20 protein-coding genes are annotated in these 21,748 nt (G+C 59.7%); 3 read left to right on the forward strand and 17 right to left on the reverse strand.

What is annotated here, in order from left to right; all coding sequences use genetic code 11:
• Positions 1-120: 120 nt before the first annotated feature.
• From FHW68_RS23550 to FHW68_RS23605, 12 genes are all read right to left on the reverse strand, one after another.
• A complete protein-coding gene (locus FHW68_RS23550) occupies positions 121-750 on the reverse strand; it encodes a bifunctional 2-polyprenyl-6-hydroxyphenol methylase/3-demethylubiquinol 3-O-methyltransferase UbiG (protein WP_095633549.1) in 630 nt (209 codons plus the stop codon).
• A 118-nt stretch (positions 751-868) separates the two neighbouring features.
• Entirely contained in the window at positions 869-1,513 is a 645-nt protein-coding gene (locus FHW68_RS23555) for a methionine ABC transporter permease (protein WP_095633548.1), read from the reverse strand.
• Entirely contained in the window at positions 1,503-2,624 is a 1,122-nt protein-coding gene (locus tag FHW68_RS23560) for a methionine ABC transporter ATP-binding protein (protein WP_183683344.1), read from the reverse strand. The genes FHW68_RS23555 and FHW68_RS23560 overlap by 11 nt, the downstream gene beginning before the upstream one ends.
• Positions 2,625-2,626: 2 nt before the next feature.
• Positions 2,627-3,436, reverse strand: a complete 810-nt coding sequence (locus tag FHW68_RS23565; protein ID WP_183683346.1) for a MetQ/NlpA family ABC transporter substrate-binding protein — start codon at positions 3,434-3,436, stop codon at positions 2,627-2,629.
• Between the two features lie 69 nt (positions 3,437-3,505).
• On the reverse strand, positions 3,506-4,864 hold the full coding sequence (locus FHW68_RS23570) for an LLM class flavin-dependent oxidoreductase (protein WP_183683349.1): 1,359 nt from the start codon (positions 4,862-4,864) through the stop codon (positions 3,506-3,508).
• Positions 4,864-6,057, reverse strand: coding sequence for an SfnB family sulfur acquisition oxidoreductase (locus FHW68_RS23575; RefSeq protein WP_183683351.1), 1,194 nt, complete (start codon positions 6,055-6,057; stop codon positions 4,864-4,866). Before FHW68_RS23575 ends, FHW68_RS23570 begins: the two co-directional genes overlap by 1 nt.
• 38 nt (positions 6,058-6,095) lie before the next feature.
• On the reverse strand, positions 6,096-7,337 hold the full coding sequence (locus FHW68_RS23580; RefSeq protein WP_183683353.1) for an SfnB family sulfur acquisition oxidoreductase: 1,242 nt from the start codon (positions 7,335-7,337) through the stop codon (positions 6,096-6,098).
• Between the two features lie 379 nt (positions 7,338-7,716).
• The gene (locus FHW68_RS27080) at positions 7,717-8,475 is read right to left on the reverse strand and encodes a hypothetical protein (protein ID WP_221217254.1); all 759 of its coding nucleotides are present in this window, start codon (positions 8,473-8,475) and stop codon (positions 7,717-7,719) included.
• Between the two features lie 487 nt (positions 8,476-8,962).
• Positions 8,963-9,712 carry an L-cystine ABC transporter ATP-binding protein TcyN gene (gene tcyN / locus FHW68_RS23590; protein ID WP_095633541.1) on the reverse strand — a complete coding sequence of 250 codons (750 nt, stop codon included), beginning with the start codon at positions 9,710-9,712 and terminating at the stop codon, positions 8,963-8,965.
• Between the two features lie 4 nt (positions 9,713-9,716).
• Complete coding sequence (gene tcyL / locus FHW68_RS23595; RefSeq protein ID WP_168185107.1) at positions 9,717-10,382, reverse strand: cystine ABC transporter permease; 666 nt, start codon at positions 10,380-10,382, stop codon at positions 9,717-9,719.
• Positions 10,382-11,176: a cystine ABC transporter substrate-binding protein gene (gene tcyJ, locus FHW68_RS23600; protein ID WP_095633539.1), complete on the reverse strand. Its 795-nt coding sequence runs from the start codon at positions 11,174-11,176 to the stop codon at positions 10,382-10,384. Before tcyJ ends, tcyL begins: the two co-directional genes overlap by 1 nt.
• A 279-nt stretch (positions 11,177-11,455) precedes the next feature.
• Positions 11,456-12,448, reverse strand: coding sequence for a D-cysteine desulfhydrase (locus FHW68_RS23605; RefSeq protein WP_183683357.1), 993 nt, complete (start codon positions 12,446-12,448; stop codon positions 11,456-11,458).
• Positions 12,449-12,638: 190 nt separating this feature from the next.
• Here FHW68_RS23605 and epsC point away from each other — a divergent pair, with 190 nt between their 5' ends.
• Together epsC and betT are read left to right on the forward strand one after the other, a co-directional pair.
• On the forward strand, positions 12,639-13,565 hold the full coding sequence (gene epsC, locus FHW68_RS23610; protein ID WP_183683359.1) for a serine O-acetyltransferase EpsC: 927 nt from the start codon (positions 12,639-12,641) through the stop codon (positions 13,563-13,565).
• A gap of 370 nt (positions 13,566-13,935) precedes the next feature.
• Entirely contained in the window at positions 13,936-15,891 is a 1,956-nt protein-coding gene (betT, locus tag FHW68_RS23615; RefSeq protein WP_183683367.1) for a choline transporter BetT, read from the forward strand.
• Between the two features lie 26 nt (positions 15,892-15,917).
• Here betT and FHW68_RS23620 read toward each other — a convergent pair whose 3' ends face one another.
• Positions 15,918-16,178 (reverse strand): hypothetical protein, encoded by a 261-nt coding sequence (locus tag FHW68_RS23620; protein ID WP_095633535.1) that lies wholly within the window; start codon positions 16,176-16,178, stop codon positions 15,918-15,920.
• 402 nt (positions 16,179-16,580) lie between these two features.
• Here FHW68_RS23620 and mgrA point away from each other — a divergent pair, with 402 nt between their 5' ends.
• Positions 16,581-17,618: an L-glyceraldehyde 3-phosphate reductase gene (mgrA, locus tag FHW68_RS23625; protein WP_183683361.1), complete on the forward strand. Its 1,038-nt coding sequence runs from the start codon at positions 16,581-16,583 to the stop codon at positions 17,616-17,618.
• 134 nt (positions 17,619-17,752) lie between these two features.
• Here mgrA and tauD read toward each other — a convergent pair whose 3' ends face one another.
• The 4 genes from tauD to tauA form a co-directional block, all read right to left on the reverse strand.
• The gene (tauD, locus tag FHW68_RS23630) at positions 17,753-18,595 is read right to left on the reverse strand and encodes a taurine dioxygenase (RefSeq protein WP_183683363.1); all 843 of its coding nucleotides are present in this window, start codon (positions 18,593-18,595) and stop codon (positions 17,753-17,755) included.
• A gap of 202 nt (positions 18,596-18,797) precedes the next feature.
• A complete protein-coding gene (tauC, locus tag FHW68_RS23635) occupies positions 18,798-19,631 on the reverse strand; it encodes a taurine ABC transporter permease TauC (RefSeq protein ID WP_095633532.1) in 834 nt (277 codons plus the stop codon).
• On the reverse strand, positions 19,628-20,422 hold the full coding sequence (gene tauB, locus FHW68_RS23640; RefSeq protein WP_095633531.1) for a taurine ABC transporter ATP-binding subunit: 795 nt from the start codon (positions 20,420-20,422) through the stop codon (positions 19,628-19,630). Before tauB ends, tauC begins: the two co-directional genes overlap by 4 nt.
• Before the next feature lie 15 nt (positions 20,423-20,437).
• The gene (tauA, locus tag FHW68_RS23645) at positions 20,438-21,415 is read right to left on the reverse strand and encodes a taurine ABC transporter substrate-binding protein (RefSeq protein ID WP_095633530.1); all 978 of its coding nucleotides are present in this window, start codon (positions 21,413-21,415) and stop codon (positions 20,438-20,440) included.
• Positions 21,416-21,748: the final 333 nt, after the last annotated feature.

Genomic DNA, 21,748 nt, shown 5'->3' on the forward strand with positions numbered 1-21,748 from the left:
GGCGAGCGCTAATGATCGTTCCCACGCTCCGCGTGGGAATGCAGCCAGTGACGCTCTGCGTCACAGCCGCAGGGACGCAGAGCGTCCCAAGAGGCATTCCAACGCAGAGCGTGGGAACGATCAGTTGACTCGACGCCAGACACTCGCCAACCAGGGCTGCTGTTCCCGCGGCAGCCCCGCCGGCCGGTAGTAATGCTCAAGCTCCACAAACCCCGCCTCGGTCAGCATTCGTTGCCACACCTGAAGGTCGTAATACGCCCCATAACGCGGCCCGTTCCAGCCTTCCTGATTCTCGCCACGGGGATTGGAGCTGAACAACACGCCACCTGGTTTCAACGCCCCACGCAGTTCCTTCAGCACCCGAGGCAACTCCTGACTCGGAATGTGAAACAGCACCGCATTGGCAAAAATCCCGTCAAACCGCTCGGCCGGCAGGTCAAGCTTCAGGAAGTCCTGCTGCCAGACTTCACAACCACTGTCCTCCCGGGCCATCTGCGCAAACTTTTCCGAACCGTCGAGGCCGACAGCGGTGTGGCCCAGGCGCGTGAAGGTTTTCAGATCTCGGCCAGGGCCACAGCCGAAGTCGAGAATGCTGAACGGCGCCTCACCCCGAATATGCCGCAACAGGGCATCGATGTTCTGGCTGACATCGTGGTCACGAGTACCTTCACGGAAGTCCTCGGCCACTGCGTTGTAATGGTCCAGGGTGGTGGAGGTGATCTGCTCCAGGTCGTCGGGAGTCTGTTTCATGGTTGGCTGCGCAGGTAATTGGGATTAGCCGAATATACGCCGGAGGCTGCTGCGCAGCCATCGCGAGCAGGCTCGCTCCCACAAAAGGCTCTCGCCACAATGAGTGTTCGCAACATGCCTAGCGTTTGTTCAACCCCCGCGCCAACCGATCCCCACCCAACTGAATCATCGCCACCAACACCACCAGCAATACAATCACCGTCAGCATGATCTGGCTGTCAAACCGCTGATACCCATACCGATAAGCGATGTCCCCCAACCCGCCGGCCCCAATCGCCCCGGCCATGGCCGAGGAGTTGATCATCGTCACCAACGTAATGGTAAAACCCCCGACAATTCCCGGTAGCGCTTCGGGCAGCAGCACATGCCAGACGACATGCCAGCGTCGGCAGCCCATCGCCTGCGCCGCTTCGATCAATCCATGGTCGACTTCCCGCAAGCTGACTTCGGCAATACGCGCAAAGAATGGCGTGGCAGCGATTGTCAGTGGCACTACAGCAGCCCATACGCCGTAGGTGGTACCGACGATCAACCGGGTGAACGGAATCAGCGCCACCATCAAAATCAAAAAGGGAATCGAGCGAAACAGATTCACGAACGCGCCCAATGCACGGTTCAGCGCCGGTGCTTCGTAGATCCCGCCTTTGGTGCTGGTGACCAGAATCACCGCCAACGGAATGCCCGCCAGCAGCGCAATCAATGACGACACGCCGACCATCAAAAACGTGTCGATAAAACCTTGAAGCAGGCGATCAAACCCCATAACCCAGCACCTCCACTTGTTGCGCCCAGCGGCCAGCGCGCTGACGCAAATCCTCGGTGCCGAGGGATGAACCGGTCACCGCCAGCAGCAATTGCCCGAGCGCATGCCCCTGAATTCGTTCCACACCTCCTTGCAGCAAGCGCACGCGACCACCGAGGGCGCGGAACAGCGCCGCCAGGTCTGGCTCTTCGCTGGCGCTACCGGTGAATTGCAAACGCAGCACCACGCTGGCATCCGAAGACGGCGGCTGCGCCCGCAAACGGTTTTGCAGTTCTTCTGGCAGGGCGTGTTGCAATGGCGCGAGCAAGGTCTTGCTGACTTCATGCTGCGGGTTGCCAAAAACTTCCCAGACCGGCCCTTGCTCGACGACTCGCCCGTGCTCCAGCACCACGACCCGATCACAGATATCGCGGATCACCGCCATCTCGTGGGTGATCAGCACGATGGTCAAACCCAGGCGCTGATTGATCTCGCGCAGCAGGCCGAGGATCGATTGCGTAGTTTCCGGATCCAGTGCCGACGTCGCCTCGTCACACAGCAGAATCTGCGGGTCATGCACCAGCGCGCGGGCGATGCCGACGCGTTGTTTCTGCCCGCCGGAAAGCTGCGCCGGATAGGCTGTGTGTTTGCCTTGCAGGCCCACCAATTCCAGCAGCTCGCGAACTTTCTGCTCGCGCGTCTCCCTGGGCACGCCGGCGACTTTCAGCGGCAATTCGACGTTCTGCCAAACCGTCTTGGCCGACATCAGGTTGAAGTGCTGGAAGATCATGCCGATGCGCCGCCGCAGCGCCACCAGACGATCTTCGTCGAACTCGGCGATGTCCACTTGATCGATCAGTACCCGCCCCGTGCTCGGCTGTTCGAGGCGGTTGATGGTGCGGATCAGCGACGACTTGCCGGCGCCGCTGCGACCGATAATGCCGAACACTTCGCCGCGCAGGATCGCCAGGTCGATGCCGTGCAAGGCTGTAACCGGACCGTGCTGGCCGTTGTAGGTTTTGCCCAGGCCGATGAAGCGCACGTGGGCGCGATTGAGGTCGGGGTGCAGTTCGGTTTGCGTGGCGTTATGTGGCTCCGCAAGTTCCAGTCGCCGTTGGATCGCGGCCGTCATGCTCAACTTTCCCAGCCGGCTTGATAGAGCTTGCCGTGGGATTTATCCAGCGCTGCACGAACGGCGGGCGAATGCTGGTAGATGTCGACAAATTTGATCAGCCGCGGGTCGGTTTTGCTTTTCGGCTGGATCACGAACTGGATCACGTATTCCTTGTGATCAAGGCCATCGAACAGCAGGGCGGAACTGGCATCGAAGGTCTTCGACAAACGGATGTAAGCCGGGTAGCCCTGGACCAGATCGGCGTCGTCGTAGGCGCGCACCAGTTGCACGGCCTCGACTTGAAGGATTTTGATTTGCTTCGGGTTGGCAATGATGTCTTCTTCGGTGGCCTTGTAGCCGACGCCCGGTTTGAGGGTGATCAGCCCGGCCTTGGCCAGCAGTTGCAGGCCGCGACCGCTGTTGATCGGGTCGTTGGCGATGGCCACGCTGGCACCTTCGGGCAACGCGTCGAAGCTTTTGTATTTTTTCGAGTAAAGGCCAACGTTGTTGATGATCCCCGGGGCGAACGGCACCAGGTCAAAACCGGCGGCGGCCTTGGCGTTTTCCAGGAACGGGATGTGCTGGAAATAATTCACGTCGATGTCGCCCGAGGCGAGGCTGACGTTGGGGGCGATCCAGTCGCTGAACTCCACCAGTTCGACTGTCAGGCCTTGTTTGTTGGCTTCTACTACGGCAGCTTCCAGGGGAATGGCGAAGGCGGCGGTAGTGCCGACTTTCAGCGGCGGGTCGGCGGCGAAGGTGACGGAACTGAAGAGCCCGAGGGCCAGGGCCAGTGCTTTGACTGGGTGGGAGAGGAGCTTCTTGGTCATGATGAGTTTTCCAGTCAAGTTAAGGCGATCGTTCCCACGCTCCGCGTGGGAACGATCAGGGTCGGGGGGTTAGTGTCGGTAATGGGAACCGATGTGTTGCCCAGGCAAATGCGCCCCTTCGTGAAACAGCTTTTCTCGCAGGCTGCCGTTGTCATAAGCGGTCTTGTATGACCCTCGGCGCTGTAACTCAGGGATCACCAGTTCAATGAAATCCACATAGCTTTCCGGGGTGACGATCCGTGTCAGGTTGAAGCCGTCCAGACCGGTTTCTGCGATCCATGATTCCAGTTCATCGGCTACCTGCTCAGGCGAGCCGACCACGGTGATGTAGCGACCACCGAGGGCGTGTTGTTCCAGCAATTTGCGGCGGGTCCAATCGTTGTTTTGCAGGTTCCTGGTGGCGGACTGGATGGCGTTGCTCTTCACGTACTGGATCGGTTCGTCGAGTTCGTACCCGGAAAAATCGATCCCGGTGGACGCCGAAAAATGCGCCACACCGGCCTCGGCGCTGGCGTAGCTCAGGTACTCGGCGTGTTTGGCCCAGGCCAGCTCCTCTGTCTCACCGACGATCACGTTCAAGCCCATGAACACCTTGATGTCCCAGGGATTGCGCCCGGCTTCGACGGCGCTGGCGCGTACCTTGTCTACCTGAAGCCGGGTCGCCGGTTTGTTCTGGCCGCTAATGAACACGCACTCGGCATGCCGACCGGCGAACAGCAAACCGCGATCGGAACTGCCGGCCTGGAACAGCACCGGCGTGCGTTGCGGCGACGGTTCGCAGAGGTGATAACCCTCGACCTGATAGAACTCGCCCTTGTGTTCGACCTTGTGCACTTTGTCTGGCTGGGCGTAGATCCGCTGTTCGCGGTCGTTGAGCACCGCGTCGTTTTCCCAACTGCCCTCCCAGAGTTTGTAGAGCACTTGCAGGTATTCGTCGGCCTGGTCGTAGCGGCGGTCGTGTTCCACCTGTTCGCTCAGGCCCATGGCCTTGGCGGCGCTGTCGAGGTAGCCGGTGACGATGTTCCAGCCGACCCGCCCCCGGCTCAAATGATCAAGCGTGGACAGACGCCGGGCGAACAGGTACGGCGGTTCGTAGGTCAGGTTGGCGGTCAGGCCGAAGCCGAGGTTTCTGGTGACGGCGGCCATGGCCGAGACCAGCAGCAGCGGGTCGTTGACCGGCAACTGAATCGACTCTTTGAGCGGCACGTCCACCGCGTTTTGATAGACGTCGTACACGCCGACAATGTCGGCAATGAACAACCCGTCGAACAGTCCGCGTTCCAGCAACTGAGCCAGTTCAGTCCAGTAATCGATGGTTTTGTACTGGGTCGACGTGTCCCGTGGATGCGTCCACAGGCCATGGTTGATGTGCCCGATGCAGTTCATGTTGAACGCATTGAGCAGGATTTTCTTTTTCGCATCAGCCATCAGATGGTCCCTCGCAATGGAGGGTTTTCATCGTTGAGGTAGTAATTGCCGATGGCGTGATATTTCCAGCGCACCGGGTCGTGCAGGGTATGTACCCGAGCGTTGCGCCAGTGGCGATCCAGACCGTGTTCGGCCAGGGTCGCCTGGCTGCCGGCCAGTTCGAACAGTGTGCTGCCGGCGGCGAGGGAGATTTCGGTGCTGATGGCCCGGGCTTCGGCGACGGCAATCGACGCGGCGGCGACGGTCTGGGCATTGGTGTCGGCCTGGGCCTGATCGAGGAATTCGCCGGAACGTTCCAACAAGGCTTCGGCTGCGTGCAGGCGAATGCTCAAGTGGCCGAAACTCTTGATGGTCAATGGGTCTTGGGTAGCGGTGTCGTTACCGGAATCAATCCACGGCCGGGTTTTGGTGCGCACAAAATGCAGGGCATCTTCATAGGCGGCGCGGGCAATACCGGTGTCGATGGCGGCGTGGAGAATCTGCGCCAACGGGCCGACAGTGGTCGGGCGCTCGAACGCGCTTTGAAACGGGAGCACATCCTCGGCGGCGACGTAGACATCCTCGAACACTACCGAACCGCTGCCAGTGGTGCGCTGGCCGAAACCGCTCCAGTCGTCGATCACCGTCAGGCCTTTGCTGTTGCGCGGGACGAAGGCCAGTTGCTGCACGCCATTTTCGTCTACCACTGACGTCGGGATGCGCTGGGCATAAATCGCGCCGGTGGCGTAGAACTTGCGGCCGTTGATGCGGTTGCCATTGCCATCGCGAGTCAGGCGGGTGACGCGATCATGGGCGGTTTTGGTGCCCAGTTCCGCGAGTGCATTGCCGAAGCGCTGGCCGGCCAACACGTCTGCGTACAGGCGTTTTTTCTGCTCATCAGTACCGTTCACACGCAGCACTTCAAGGGCATAGAAATGGTTCTGCGGGATTTGTCCGAGGGAGCCGTCGGCCTGGGCGATCAACGCGATGACCTTGGCCAGGGTGACGTTGGAAACCCCGGCACCGCCGTATTCCTTTGGCACGCTGATGCCCCAAAGACCCGAACGGGAAAACACTTCCAGTTCCGGGTACGGCAAACGACGCTCGCGGTCGCGCAAGGCGCTGTCGCGTTGGAAGTCGTCGGCCAGGTCACTGGCAATAATCAGGGCTTGCTCGTCGCTGGTGATGACCGCGACGGGGTGAGAAAGAGTCATGTGTTTCTCCAGGGATCTGGTCAAAAAGGTTCTGGTCGTCAGATCCACGAATGCCGCGCAGGCAAGGTTCCATTGAGGTGGTAAGCGCCAACCGCGTGATACTTCCAGCGCACCGGGTCGTGCAGCGTGTGCACCCGGGCATTGCGCCAGTGACGGTCAAGATTGAATTCAGCGAGGGTGGCGCGGCTGCCGGCCAGTTCGAAGAGCTTTTCGCTGGCCAGCAGCGAGATCTCGGTGGTCAGCACTTTGGCTTCAGCCACGGCAATCGAGGCACGCGCAGCGGATTCGGCGGTGAGCGGCGCGGCGTTGACCTGGTCGAGTACTTGCCCGGCCTTGCGCAACAACGCTTCGGCGGCATGCAGTTCGATTTTCAGCTTGCCGATGTCGGCGATCACGTAGAGGTCGTCGCTGGCCCGGTCGACCTTGGCATCGATCCAGGGGCGTGCGCGCTTTTGCACGAATTCGATGGCGTCATCGATGGCGCCCCGGGCAATGCCGGCGTCGATGGCTGCTTGAATCAACTGCGACACGGCGCCTTGAGTATTCGGGCTGTCGTTGATCTTCCAGTTATCCACCACCAGCTCGGCGTCGACCCGCACGTTGTTGAGCAAAAGGGTGCCGCTGGCCGTGGTGCGCTGGCCGAAGCCCGACCAGTCATCAACGATGCGCAGCCCAGGTGTACCGCGACGGACGAAGGCCAGCATTTGCTTGCCGTCGTCATTCAGTGCCTTGACTGCGACCCAGTGGGCGAACAATGCGCCGGTGGAATAGAACTTCTGACCGTTGATGACAAAGCCATCGCCGTCGGCGCTGATCCGCGCCTTGAGCTCCAGAGTATTTTTGGTCCCGCGCTCCGGTCCCGCGTTACCGATTCGCCAGCCTTCGAGCACGCTTTTGAACAGCTGCTTTTTCTGCGATTCGGTGGCGCTGCCGAGGATCAGGTTGAGGATTCCAAACTGGTTCTGCGGGATCTGCCCTAACGCCGGGTCGGCCGCGGAAATGATCGCGAACACCGAGGCCAGGGTGACGAATGAAACCTGCGGGCCGCCGTACTCACGCGGGATGGAAATACTGCCCAGACCGCTGCGGGTAAACTGCTCGATCTCCGACCACGGCAGCTTGCGCTGCTGGTCACGTTTGGCTGCTTGCAGGCGGGCGACTTGCGCCAGCTCATGGGCCGCCTTGATGGCTTGTGCGTCGTTGCGCAAGACCTGCGCGGGCAACAACAGGGGGGCGATGTCCAGATCACTCTGGACGATTGCATCTGCCAGACTGGACATCAGTGCCGCTCCTTGGCTGCACGCAATGCCCTGGCGATTTGCACTGGGGTGATTGTGTTCCGGACCATACCTACCTCACATCTCATGAAAGCGCCGCAAGGGTTGCGGCGAACGAAAACACGAATGTCCGGTGGTCCGGTGTATATACCCTAAACGTGTATAAATATTTTTTGAACTAACTTTTAGGAATATGAATAGAAGTTACGTTACTCACCCGATAATAGTTCGCACGACCCCTTGGTAGCAGTTGGCGAAGCCTGCGTTCGGCTGCGTAGCAGTCGTGAAATCAGACACTGCGGTCATTCAGTTGAACCGCGAGCTCAGGTTTGACGACTGCTACGCAGCCGAACGCAGGCTTCGCCAGCTGCTACATGAGATCTCAGTGTTTGCGGGGTTCGGCGGCCATGAGTAATTCCTTTGGCCGGGCCTTCAAATAGGGGTTGGCACAGCCGATTTTCAATGTACGGGCCGGCGCCCAGCGCGAGTTGTTACCTACGCGATCGAGGATGCAGTAGGTCACTTCCAGTCGAAGGTCTTCGCCGGCTTCGATAATGATCGCCGGGGGCACCCATACCTGAATCGGCTGACCCACATCGCAAGCCTTGAGCTTGGGCAGGTCCATGCGCACGTCGCCCCAGCGCAGGGTGATTTCGTCGTCGACGGCCATGTTCAGGTACGGTTCGATGGTCAACGGAACACCGCGCTTGACCTGATTCGGGTTGACCCCCTGACGGCGAATGGTCTCGGGGATGGAGACGGGCGCCAGGCTCTGGTTTTCCTCATCGCAAAGAAGCAGGCCGCCCGGGCAATCAAGTTTGATCTGGACGCGCGTCGCCGGTGATACCGCAGGCCCTTGCCCCACCTGCATGACTTTGTAATGAACGCGGGCCGATCCATTGGCAATGAAGCTTTCCGGCACTCGCAGGCTCACGGCTGTGCCGCCATGATCGGGTCCCAGGACAGTGGAGGCCACGTAGCAGTTGCTCCAGAACAGCTCGATCAGATCGCCTTCATCCATACCGGGGTAGGGAGCCACTTCGATCAAAAGGTGCGCGGCCGAGGTGATATTGATACCGGCCTTGTGGCTTTGCGCCAGGGTCGGGGCTGCAAGTTCGGGTTTGTTGGAAGTGCTGGTCATGGGTTTCTCTCCTTGAGGCTTTGCCGCGAAGTCCATTTCTGAAAGATCGAAAGGCGTGAATTACCAAGCAACAAAACGATTCGCTGTTGGCGCGATTAAATAATAATGAAGGTGAGGGATTTTGCCTGTTGGGAACTAGATAAGAGTGCGTTTGAATAGGTGTCAATAGCGTGGGTTGGTTAAAGGTTAGTTCTTGAGTGATTCAGAAAGCTCCTACGCAATGTGGTTAATAAACCGCATGGCTCTGTCGAATAAAGTGCGCTATTCGGTGGGTTTTATGCCTCTGAGGCAGCAACCCTTCGAGCGTGGGGCAGGAGGGTGTTTTATAAGTTTCAGGCGGTATGAATCTGTTGCAGGACATATATATATGTACCGCATGGGGGCGGGAAGTTATTTAGGACGGGAGTGAATCGTTGAGGTATCTATTGTTTTTACGGGGTGAGTGTCACTTCCATCCTTGGAAGTTGAAGTTTTCAAACAGGTAGCACTAAGCGTTATTAAGGAACTTGCTGAGAAACTGCTTGGTCCGTTCCTCTTTCGGGTTGGCAAACAGTGCCTTGGCTTCGCCTTGTTCGACGATCACACCCTTGTCGAAAAACACCACACGGTTGGCCACGTCCCGGGCAAAGCCCATTTCGTGGGTAACGATCACCATGGTGCGTTTTTCCTCGGCCAGGCCGCGGATGGTCGCCAGCACTTCACCCACCAGTTCCGGGTCCAGTGCCGAGGTCGGTTCATCGAACAGGATCACTTCCGGTTCCATCGCCAACGCCCGGGCAATCGCCACGCGCTGTTGCTGACCGCCGGAGAGGCGTCGCGGGTAAGCGTCTTCCTTGCCCGCCAGGCCGACCTTGGCCAACAGTTTTTTCCCCAGGGTAACGGCTTCGGCACGCGGGGTCTTTTTCACCACCAACGGCCCTTCGATCACGTTTTCCAGGGCGGTGCGATGGGGGAACAGGTTGAAGTTCTGGAACACAAAACCCACGTGCTGGCGCAAGCGCCGTACCAGGCTTTGCTGCTGGTTCAGGGGACGGCTGCCATCGATCTCGATGTCGCCGACCTTGATCCGGCCGCTGCTAGGTTCCTCGAGAAAATTCAGGCAACGCAGGAAGGTGGTCTTGCCCGAGCCGCTGGGGCCGATGATCGCCACCACCTCGCCTTCCTTGACCTGCAGATCGATGCCGTTGAGCACCACCTGACCCTTGAACTGCTTTGTCAGTTTTTCCACGACAATCATTGGGTCATGACTCCTGGTCGTGCCGATTGACCCGCGCTTCCAACTGATTCTGCAGGTGCGACAGTACAGTCGCCAGAACCCAGTAGATCAGCGCAGCGGCAAGATACATGGTGAAAATTTCGAAGGTGCGAGCGGTAATCAGCTGTGCCTGGCGGAACAGCTCCGGCACCTGAATGGTGGCCGCCAGCGCCGTGTCCTTGACCAGCGAGATGAAGCTGTTGCCCAGCGGAGGCAAGGCTGTGCGCGCCGCTTGCGGCAGGATGGCCCGGCGCAGGGTTTGCGCGCGTGTCATGCCGATACTGGCGGCAGCTTCCCATTGGCCGCGCTCGATGGAGCTGATGGCGGCCCGCAGGATTTCGCAGGCGTAGGCGGCCATGTTCAGCGAGAAGCCGATCAGGGCCGCTGGCAGCGGATCAAGTTCGATACCCAATTGCGGCAAGCCGTAATAGATCACGAACAGTTGCACCAGCAACGGCGTGCCGCGAAAGAACGACACATAGATGCGGGCAATCCAGCTCACCAGTTTGAAGCGCGACAGACGCATCAACGCCAGGCCGAAGCCCATCAGCAGGCCGAAGAACATTCCGCCCAGGCTCAGGATGACCGTGTAGTACGCGCCCTTGAGCAGAAAGGGCGCGGAGTCCAGCGCAAGTTGGAAAGCGTCTCCCATTATTGAGTGACGTCAGCGCTGAAGTATTTTTCCGACAGCTTTTTCAACGTACCGTCGGCACGCAGCTTGTCGATGGCTTTGTTCACCGCGGCCAGCAGCTCAGGCTCGCCTTTGCGCAGGGCAATACCGGCTTCCTGACGGGAGAACGCTTCGCCGGCGGCAGCTGTGTCCTTGGCCTTCCTTGCGTATTCCAGCGCGGCGAGGCGGTCGATCAGAATGGCGTCGATGCGACCGACACGCAGGTCCTGGAACTTGGTCGGGTCATCTTCGTAGGTGCGGACGTCAGCTTTAGGCACATTTTCTTTCACCCACTGCTCGTAGTTGGTGCCCAGACCTACACCGACTTTTTTGCCGGCCAGATCGGCGGCGGTCTTGATGGTGTCTTTGTTTTTGGTCAGGGTCAGCGCCTGAATCCCGGAAACGGTGTAAGGCGTGGAGAAGTCATACTTCTTCTTGCGCTCTTCGGTGATGGTCACCTGGTTGATCACCGCGTCCAGACGCTTGGATTCCAGGGCCGCGAGGATGCCTTCCCATTTGGTCGGCTGCAGTTTGACCTTCACGCCCAGCTCTTTGGCCAAGGCTTCGGAGAACTCGACTTCGAAGCCGCTCAGTTTGCCGGCCTCATCGATGTAGCTGAACGGTGGATAAGTGCCTTCCAGACCGACGTTGATTACGCCTGCGTCCTTGATTTTTTGCAGCTGCTCACCGGCCACTGCCTGCCCGAGCAGGCCGGCGCTCAGCGCCAGGCCCAGCGAACCCACCAGCAGATTTCGACGTAATGCGGAAAAATTCATGACAAGCCCCTGTGTTTTCTTATGGAAGACGCTTAAGGAAAAGTTGGCAAATTCGGGATTTGAACGACTGCGATATCCTGCCCTAAAGCAGCTTATGCGTCTTGCTGCAAATTCGCCTGCGGCGCGACTATATGATGTCGCCTTTAGATAGGAAAATACTAAATATTGAGTTTGTTATTCTTTTCTTGGCTAAGTGATCGTTCCCACGCTCCTGCGTGGGAATGCCTCTAGGGACGCGGAGCGTCACGGGCTGCATTCCCACGCAGAGCATGGGAACGATCAAAACACTGAGGTATAGGCAAACAACGCCGGCGCCCCACCGGTGTGCAGGAAGATGATCGGGCCATCATCGAAGCGCTGGCGCCCGATGCCGTCGAGCAAACCGGCCATGGCTTTGCCGGTGTACACCGGGTCCAGCAATAACCCTTCCTGGCTCGCCAGCAGCTTCAGCGCCGACAATGTCCCGGCATTCGGCTCGCCATAGCGCGGGCCGAAATACTCATCCCACAAATCGATTTTGAAATTCGCCGGCAGGCTTACACCCAACAGCTCGGCCGTGCGCTCGGCGAGGCCTTGGACTTTCGGTCGTTGATCTTCATCGCTACGGGAAACAGTCACGCCGATCACTGGCAACTCCGGCAGTGCTTCGCTCAAGGCCAGCGCCAGGCCGCTGTGGGTACCGGCACTGCCGGACGCCAGTACCACGGCGGCGAATTGCAGCCCGGTGTCCTTGATCTGTTCAGCCAGTTCCAGGCCCGCACGCACATAACCCAAAGCGCCCAATGCATTCGAGCCACCAATCGGCACCAGATACGGCTTTTTACCGTTGCTGCGCAGACGCCCGGCCAGCGCTTCCAATTGCTCATCGGCGTTGTCGAGGTTTTCCACCAATTCGACCTTGGCATCGAACAGGTCCAGCAACAGCCGATTGCCGTTGCCGACATAGTTGCTGTCGTCGGTGCCGAGCGGATTTTCCAGCAGCGCCACGCAGCCCAGGCCAAGCCTGGCCGCAATGGCAGCGGTCTGGCGCACGTGGTTGGACTGGATCGCGCCAGCGGTGATCAGGGTATCAGCGCCTTGGGCCAAGGCATCGGCGGCCAGGTATTCAAGTTTGCGCAGCTTGTTGCCGCCCAGGGCCAATGGCGTCAGGTCATCGCGTTTGACGTACACATCGCGGCCCAGCCAGGTCGACAGGCGTTCGAGTTTTTCCAGGGGGGTAGGATGACCGAGCAGGTCGAGGCGGTTAAAGCGGGCAAGCTGTTGTTTGATCATGGGTCCGTACTGGCGGAGGAAGATGTCAGGACTATAGGCACGGGTATTTGGTGGGGCAACTGCCAATCGCTTATAGCCAAAAGTATTGAGTACAGCACTATTGGTTCTTAATTCGGCTGCAAGCCGTTGCCGTAAAGTAATCGCGGTTAACGCGGCCAGACAGTCCGGCCGCCCATGAGGAGTTTTTACCGTGAGCGAGCGTTCCAGCCATTGGCAATTGCAGACCATCGTCGGCCAACTGCGTACGGCGCGCGAGCAGTGGCGCGCACAAAACGGCCGTGCCAGCGGCGAGCAGGGCGGTCGCGAGTTGCCGTCCCGAGCGGCCATGGCGGACATCCTCGAAGCCTTGTGCGGTGCGTTGTTCCCGATGCGTCTGGGCCCGGTGGATTTGCGCGAGGAGAGTGAAGACTTTTATGTCGGCCACACACTTGACGTCGCTCTGAACTCGTTGCTGGCTCAGGCGCGGCTCGAACTGCGTTACGCCGCGCGCCACAGTGCCCAGGCCGACACTGAAGTGGAGGCCAAAACCCTCCAGATCATTCAGGATTTCGCCCTCGCTTTGCCGGGGCTGCGCACTCTGCTGGACACCGACGTGTTGGCGGCCTATCACGGCGACCCGGCGGCGCGCAGTGTCGATGAAGTGTTGCTTTGCTATCCGGGGATTCTGGCGGTGATTCACCATCGCCTGGCCCATCATTTGTATTGCGCCGGCTTGCCGCTGCTGGCGCGGATCAGCGCGGAAATCGCTCACTCGGCCACTGGCATCGACATCCATCCGGGGGCGCAGATCGGTCGCAGTTTCTTTATCGATCACGGGACCGGCGTGGTGATCGGCGAGACCGCGATCATTGGCGAGCGCGTGCGGATTTATCAGGCCGTGACGTTGGGCGCAAAGCGCTTCCCGGCGGACGAAGACGGCCAGTTGCAAAAGGGCCATCCGCGGCATCCGATCGTCGAGGACGATGTGGTGATCTATGCCGGCGCGACGATTCTGGGGCGGATCACCATCGGCAAAGGCTCGACCATCGGCGGCAACGTCTGGCTGACCCGTAGCGTGCCGCCGGGGTGCAACCTCAGCCAGGCGAATTTGCAGCATGATGATGGGACGCAGAAGTAAGCCAGTTTTGTAGAACCTGTGGCGAGGGGGCTTGTCGGAACGCCGCATCGCCCCGTTCGGCTGCGACGCAGGCGCAAAGCATGCCAGTGCGGTTTTACTGAAAGAATTCGGTTGCAGGTTTCAGGGGAGCTTCGCGCCCCAACGGGGGCGAGCCCCCTCGCCACAAAGCTACCGTCGAGCCCTGCGATTAGTCCTTAGCCCCCTATCCATGTTTAACTTGACCGTTCATTCAAGTTAAACCGCCGGTTTGCTGCCCGCTCACAACAGGAGGCTTGCCTTTGCCGAGTCCGTTTTTGATTGCCCTGTTTCACCCCCTTGAGGTGCACTTTTCATGAGTGCATCGTCCACCCCCGCAAGCGGCCAGGTCCGCATGAATCCGCCGGTGTTTTATTTCGCGGCGATCTTTATTTTGCTATTCGCCGTTGTGGTCATGGCGATCCCCGAGCAGGCCGGTGCCTGGCTTCTGCAAGCGCAAAACTGGGCGGCCAACACGGTCGGCTGGTATTACATGCTCGCGATGACGCTGTATCTGGTCTTCGTGGTGGTCACCGCCTTGTCTGGCTACGGCAAGATCAAGCTCGGTGCCGACCACGACGAGCCCGAATTCAGCTACTTGTCCTGGGCCGGCATGCTGTTCGCTGCCGGTATCAGCATCACGCTGTTTTTCTTTTGCGTGTCCGAACCGCTGACGCACCTGGCGCAACCGCCGCAAGGTGAAGCCGGCACGGCGGATGCGGCGCGTCAGGCAATGCAGATTCTGTTTCTGCACTGGGGCCTGCACGGTTGGGGTGTGTTCGCCTTCGTCGGCATGGCGCTGGCTTATTTCGCCTATCGACATAACCTGCCGCTGGCCCTGCGTTCGGCGCTGTATCCGTTGATCGGCAAGCGCATCAACGGCCCGATCGGCTACGCGGTGGACGGCTTTGGCATCATCGCCACGGTGTTCGGCCTCGGCGCGGACATGGGCTTTGGCGTCTTGCACCTCAACTCAGGGCTCGACTACCTGTTCGGCATCGCCCACACCCAATGGATTCAGGTCGGGTTGATCACGCTGATGATGGGCGCGGCGATCATCGTGGCGGTGTCCGGTGTCGACAAGGGCGTGCGGGTGATGTCCGACATCAACATGCTGCTGGCCTGTGCGCTGCTGCTGTTCGTGTTGTTCGCTGGCCCCACTCAGCACTTGCTCAATACGCTGATCCAGAATCTGGGTGATTACCTCGGCGCTTTGCCGATGAAGAGTTTCGACCTCTACGCCTACGAAAAACCTAACGACTGGCTGGGTGGCTGGACAGTGTTCTACTGGGCCTGGTGGATTGCGTGGGCGCCTTTCGTGGGCCTGTTCATCGCACGGATTTCCCGGGGCCGTACCCTCCGTGAATTCGTCTTCGGTGTGCTGCTGATCCCGCTCGGTTTCACCCTGGCGTGGATGTCGATCTTCGGCAACAGCGCCATCGATCAGGTCCTCAACCACGGCATGAGTGCGCTCGGCATGTCGGCCATCGATGACCCCTCGATGACCTTGTACCTGCTGCTGGAAACTTACCCCTGGAGCAAAACCGTGATCGCGGTCACGGTGTTCATCAGCTTCGTATTCTTCGTGACCTCCGCCGACTCCGGCACCGTGGTGTTGTCGACCTTGTCCGCCAAGGGCGGTAACCCGGATGAAGACGGGCCGAAATGGCTGCGAGTGTTCTGGGGCGCGATGACGGCACTGGTGACCAGCGCGCTGTTGTTCTCCGGCAGCATCGATGCGCTGAAGTCAGCGGTGGTGCTGACCTCGTTGCCATTCTCATTGATTTTGCTGCTGATGATGTGGGGGCTGCACAAGGCGTTTTATCTGGAGTCGCAGAAGCAGATCGCGCAACTGCATTCCCTCGCGCCGGTGTCCGGCTCGCGACGCGGCGGTTGGCGCCAGCGCTTGAGTCAGGCCGTGCATTTCCCGTCGCGCGATGAGGTCTATCGTTTCCTCGATACGACGGTGCGCCCGGCGATTGAAGAGGTGACGGCAGTGTTCGTCGAGAAAGGTTTGCACGTGGTCGCTCAGCCTGATCCGGCCAATGACAACGTCAGCCTGGAGATCGGTCACGGCGAACTGCATCCATTCATCTATCAGGTGCAAATGCGCGGCTACTTCACGCCGTCGTTCGCCCGTGGCGGCATGGGGTCCAAGCAACTCAACAACCGTCGTTACCACCGCGCCGAAGTGCATTTGCGCGAGGGAAGCCAGGATTACGATCTGGTGGGCTACACCAAGGAGCAGGTCATCAACGACATCCTCGACCAGTACGAGCGGCATATGCAGTTTTTGCATCTGGTGCGTTGATTGAGAAGGGGGGCGCTGACGTCTTGTCAGGCGTCAGTGCTCATCGTCATGAACAACACCAGCGCCGCTACCGGTACGCCGAATACCGCGCTGCCCACCACCAGTTCCGTGCTCAACGGCTGGCCGGCATTGACCATGCCGACCGCGCCGTTGATCAAGGTCAACGCCAGCCACAGCACGACAAAGCTGTAGGCCAGGGTTTGGCGGGGGAAACCGATTTTCTCGCCGATGAACAGCATCAGCGCAAGGAGAGCCAGGCCGAAGGTAATGATGATTGCTGTGTGCATGGTGAGTTTCTCCCTTCAGATGTGCAGCCCTTGAGGCCGCCTTCGCGGGCAAGCCCGCTCCCACAATGGTCGCGGGTGTTCACAGGTGTTGTGTTCACTGCCGATCCTTGTGGGAGCGGGCTTGCCCGCGAAGGCGGCCTTGCTGATTCACCCCAATACATCGAGCATAGTTAAACCAACCCGCCGTTGACGCGCAGGATTTGCCCGTTGGCCGTTTGAAGGCAAACCAAGATAAAAAGATCGCGGGCTGCGATTCTGGCGAATGGGTCCGGCTGAAGATGAAATCTGTGAAACGTTTCAGCATTTTCTCGAGTCCGAGGTTTATCGGCGTTTGCCCAGGCGTATGCTGGGCAACTTGCAAAGCAGTCGATACCCCATTCAAGACCGACAAGAGAGGACTCGATGACCTACACCGCTGCCGAAAACCGCTACGATTGCATCCCTTACCGCCGCGTAGGTCGCAGCGGGCTGGTGCTGCCGGCGTTGTCCCTGGGCTTGTGGCACAACTTCGGCGACAGCACGCCAATCGATACCCAGCGTTCGTTGTTGCGCACGGCATTCGATCTGGGCATCAACCACTTCGACCTGGCCAACAACTACGGCCCACCGTACGGCAGCGCCGAGATCAACTTCGGTCGTTTGCTGCGTGAAGACTTCAAGCAGTACCGCGACGAGCTGATCATTTCCAGCAAGGCTGGTTGGGATATGTGGGCCGGCCCTTACGGTCAGGGCGGTGGTTCGCGCAAATACATCCTGGCCAGCCTCGACCAGAGCCTGCAACGCCTGGGTTTGGACTACGTGGATATTTTCTATTCCCACCGCTTCGACCCGGATACGCCGCTGGAAGAAACTGCCAGCGCACTGGCCACTGCCGTGCAGCAGGGCAAGGCGTTGTACATCGGCATCTCGTCCTATTCCGGGATGAAAACCCGTGAAATCGCCGGGTTGCTGAAGGAGTGGAAAGTACCGTTGCTGATCCATCAACCGGCCTACAACCTGCTCAACCGCTGGGTGGAAAAGGACCTGCTGGACACCACCGATGAACTCGGCACCGGCGTGATTGCCTTCACGCCATTGGCTCAGGGGCTGTTGACCGACAAATACCTCAATGGTGTGCCAGCGGATGCGCGGGTCAATCGTCCGGGCGGTGGTTCGTTGCAGGCGTCTCACCTGTCCGAAGCCAACATCGCTCACGTGCGGGCGCTCAACGAAATCGCCAAGCGTCGCGGTCAGAGCCTGGCGCAGTTAGCGCTGGCCTGGACGCTGCGCGATCCACGGGTGACCTCGGCGCTGATTGGCGCGAGCCGGCCGGAGCAGATTATCGAAAACGTCGGGGCGTTGAAGAACCTGAGTTTCAGCGTGGAAGAACTGGCGGAGATTGATCGGTTTGCCCAGGAGGGTGGGATCAATTTGTGGGAGAAGCCTTCGACGGCGGAATAAAATCGTTCGAGGTCAAGAATGATCATTCCCACGCTCTGCGTGGGAATGCAGCCCGGGACGCTCCGCGTCCCATCCAGAACCGAACGTAGAGCGTCCGTTGATGCATTCCCACGCGGAACGGGGAAACGATCGGCTCACCGGAAAAACGGCACATCCCCCAACACCGTCGCCCGCTGCATCACCCGCCGCGCGGGGCGGTAATCATCCACCGCGTGATGCTGGGTCACACGATTGTCCCAGAACGCGATGTCATCTTTCTGCCAGCGCCAGCGGATGGTGAATTCCGGCCGTGTGGTGTGGGCGAACAAGAATTTCAGAATCACCTCGCTTTCCGTTTCCGACAGCTCATTGATCTTCGACGTGAACCCTTCATTGACGAATAGCGACCGGCGCCCGCTCACCGGGTGCGTACGAATCACCGGGTGCGATAGCGGCGGGTTCTTGCGCCGGGCTTCTTCCCACTGGGCCAGGGCTTCGGGTGTGTTGCCATAACGCTCCAGCGGGAACGAACGGGTGAAATCGTGAGTAGCGGTCAGCCCTTCGAGCAAGGTTTTCATCGGCGCGGACAGTGCTTCATACGCCGCAATACCGCTGGCCCACAGTGTGTCACCGCCAAATTCCGGCAGCAGTTTGGCGCTCAGCACCGCGCCCATGGCCGGGGTCGGCAGGAAGGTTACGTCGGTGTGCCAGATCGCGTTGTCCCGCACATCCGTGACGGCAGTGTCGAGGATCAGCACTTCTGGCTGCTCCGGCACATTCGGGTAGATCGGATGAATATGCAGGTCGCCGAAATAGGCGGCGAATCGCGCTTGCTGCTGCGGCTCGATCGGCTGGTTGCGGAAGAACAGCACCTGATGCTTGAGCAGCGCCTGCTCGATAGCATCGCGTTGCTCCAGGTTCAACGGCTGGCTGATGTCGATGCCGCTGATTTGAGCGCCGAGGGCGCAGCTTAACGGGGTGATGTTCAGGCTGCTCATGGTGTTCTCTTCAATTCGGGGCCATACATGAATTTTGTGGACGACACCGCACCTCTAGGAGCTGCCGAAGGCTGCGATCTTTTGATGTTGTTTTTAGAGAGCAAGATCAAAAGATCGCCGCCTCGTTTCACTCGACAGCTCCTACGGGGTTGATCCAAAAAAACGGGGGTATTGAGGCAAGGTGCTCCCACATTCAAATGCTTCAGTGAGCCTGGCCATGCCATGGCACGAGTTTGCGTTGCAGGGCACGCAAGCCCATTTCCATGGCGAAAGCGATCAATGCGATCACCAGAATCCCCAACACCACCACATCGGTGACCAGGAATTGCGCGGCCGATTGCACCATGAAGCCCAAACCACTGGTGGCGGCGATCAACTCGGCGGCCACCAATGTCGACCAACCCACACCCAGGCCAATCCGCACGCCGGTCAAAATGTCCGGCAAGGCACTGGGCAGAATCACATGCCGAATCAACTGCGTCCGAGTCGCGCCCAACGACTGTGCGGCGCGCAACTTGGCCGGGTCGACGGTGCGTACGCCAGTGGCGGTGGCAATCGCGATCGGTGCGAATATCGCCAGATAGATCAGCAAGACTTTCGACAACTCGCCGATGCCACACCAGATCACGATCAGCGGTAGATAAGCCAGCGGCGGAATCGGGCGATAGAACTCGATCAGTGGATCGAGAATGCCGCGAGCGATGCGGTTGTGGCCGATGGCAATGCCGACCGGCACGGCGGTCAGCACCGCAAAGCCCAGGCCCAGGCCAATACGGCTGAGGCTCGCGCCCAAGTGCTGCCACAAGGTCGAATCCATGTAGCCGGTGGTCACCAGCAGCCAGCCTTTTTGCAGCACGGCGGACGGCGGCGGCAAGAACAGCGGTTCGATCAATCCCGTGGCGGTGACGGCCCACCAGCTCGCCAACAACGCGATCAGGGTCAACACGCTGATCCAGCGCGTGTTCAAGCTGCGACGCAGCGGGATTACCGCCGAGCTCGATTTCACCGTCGCGGCGGGAATTTCATAAGTGCTCATGCGCGCTCCTGTCGCTGTACGGCATTGCGTTGGGAGAACACTTTGGCGAGCACGTGTTCGCGGGTTTCGATAAAGCGCGGGTCGGATTTGATCGCACGCGCCGATTCGCCGGCGGCGTAACGCTGACCGAACTCCAGGCTCAGGCGCTCGACGATTTGCCCGGGGTTGGGCGCCAGCAGAATCAGATCCGTGGCCAGGAACACCGCTTCTTCGATGTCATGGGTAATCAGGAACACCGGTTTGGCGGTGCGCTGCCAGACTTGCAGCAACAGCTCCTGCATCTGTTCGCGGGTGAAAGCGTCGAGGGCTCCGAAGGGCTCATCCATGAGCAAAATCCGAGGGTCTGCTGCAAGAGCGCGAGCGAGGCCGACACGTTGCTTCTGCCCGCCCGAGAGCTGCCAGATTCGGCGGTGTTCAAAATCGCAAAGGTCTACCAGGGCGAGCATTTCCCGGGCACGAATTTCGCGTGTGTCCCGGGCAACGCCGGCCAGCTCCAGACCGAAACCGACGTTGGCCAGCACGTCCTGCCAAGGCAGCAGGGCGTCGTCCTGGAACACCACACCGCGCTCGGCGCTCGGGCCTTTGACTGGCACCCCATCAAGGGTGATGCGCCCGGCGCTGGGCTCGACGAAACCGGCAATCAGGTTCAACAGCGAGGTCTTGCCACTGCCGGACGGGCCAAGGGCAACCAGCAACTGTCGAGGCCCAAGGCTAAGGGAAATATCCGCCAGCACCGGCTCCGCTGCGCCCGGGTACTGTGCGCAGACGCGCTCCAGCTGTAGCAAAGCCATCGCGGTCAACTCCGATCAGTGGGTGATGTATTTGGCGCTGACGTACGGCGCGTAGTCCGGCAGCACGGCCTCGACCTTGCCTTGTTCCTTGAGAAACACGGCGGTGTCGGTGATGGCCTTGGTGGTTGGCGCGCCGAGGGTGATTACCTGATCAGCCGCGAGGGGGAAGACGTTGCCTTGCAGCAGCAGCGGAATGTCGCTGGCCTTGGCACCGGAGAGCTTCACCAGCTTGTCGACGTTGCTTTGGTTGGCGAGCCAGGCTTTTGGGTCTTTGCGGTAGTCGGCGTAGGCATCGAGGGTCACTTTGGCAAACGCAGTGACGATTTCCGGGTGCTTCTCGGCGAAATCCTTGCGCACGATCCAGGCATCGAAAGTTGGCGCACCGAACTTGGCCAACTCGCCTGAGGTGATCAGCACGTTGCCGTTTTCCTTGGCCACGCCGAGCGCCGGGTCCCAGACGTAGGTAGCGTCGATATCTCCGCGTTTCCACGCAGCGATGATCGCTGGCGGCGCGAGGTTGAGCACGGTGACTTTCGATGGGTCGATGTTCCAGTGTTTCAGCGCAGCCAGCAGGCTGTAGTGGCCGGTGGAAACGAAGGGCACGGCGATTTTCTTGCCGACCAGGTCTTGCGGGGTCTTGATCCCGGAACCGTCACGCGCAACCAGCGCTTCGGCGGCGCCGATCTGAGTGGCGATGAGGAAGGTTTCCACCGGGACTTTACGGGTGATTGCCGCCGTCAGGGGGCTGGAGCCGAGGTAACCGATTTGCACATCACCAGAAGCGATGGCGGCGATGATGTCGGCGCCGCTGTCGAATTTGCGCCAGTCGATGGTGGCTTTGGTGGCTTTTTCGTAGGCGCCGTCGGCTTGGGCGACTTTGGCGGGGTCAACGGTGGTCTGGTAGGCGACGGTTACATCTGCCGCCTGAGCCAGGAAACTTGCCGAAGCCAGAAACGCGGCGGCCAGAAGGCGAAGAGGGGAAGTCAGTTTCATCGGGAAGCTCCTTGTCAGGCGACTGAGAGTCGGCGTGAAAAGGAGACTAAATGATATAAGAATCCGAAAATAAATAACTTTTTAGAATTATCTTATGAGCGGAAAATTCTAAGAGAGCCTAGTTGTTTATCGATCGTTCCCACGCTCTGCGTGGGAATGCAGCCGGTGACGCTCCGCGTCACCTGGACGCGGAGCGTCCCTTGAGGCATTACCCCGCAGAGCGTGGGAACGATCATAAAACCTAATGAAATGGCTACCCCCGCCTCCCCCCCTGTGATCGCCCACTAAGCTTTCACCGGGGGCTCATCGGAGATCATTGCCATGAACAACGTA

The organism is Pseudomonas sp. Tn43 (assembly GCF_014192635.1).
Taxonomy (GTDB): Bacteria; Pseudomonadota; Gammaproteobacteria; order Pseudomonadales; family Pseudomonadaceae; genus Aquipseudomonas.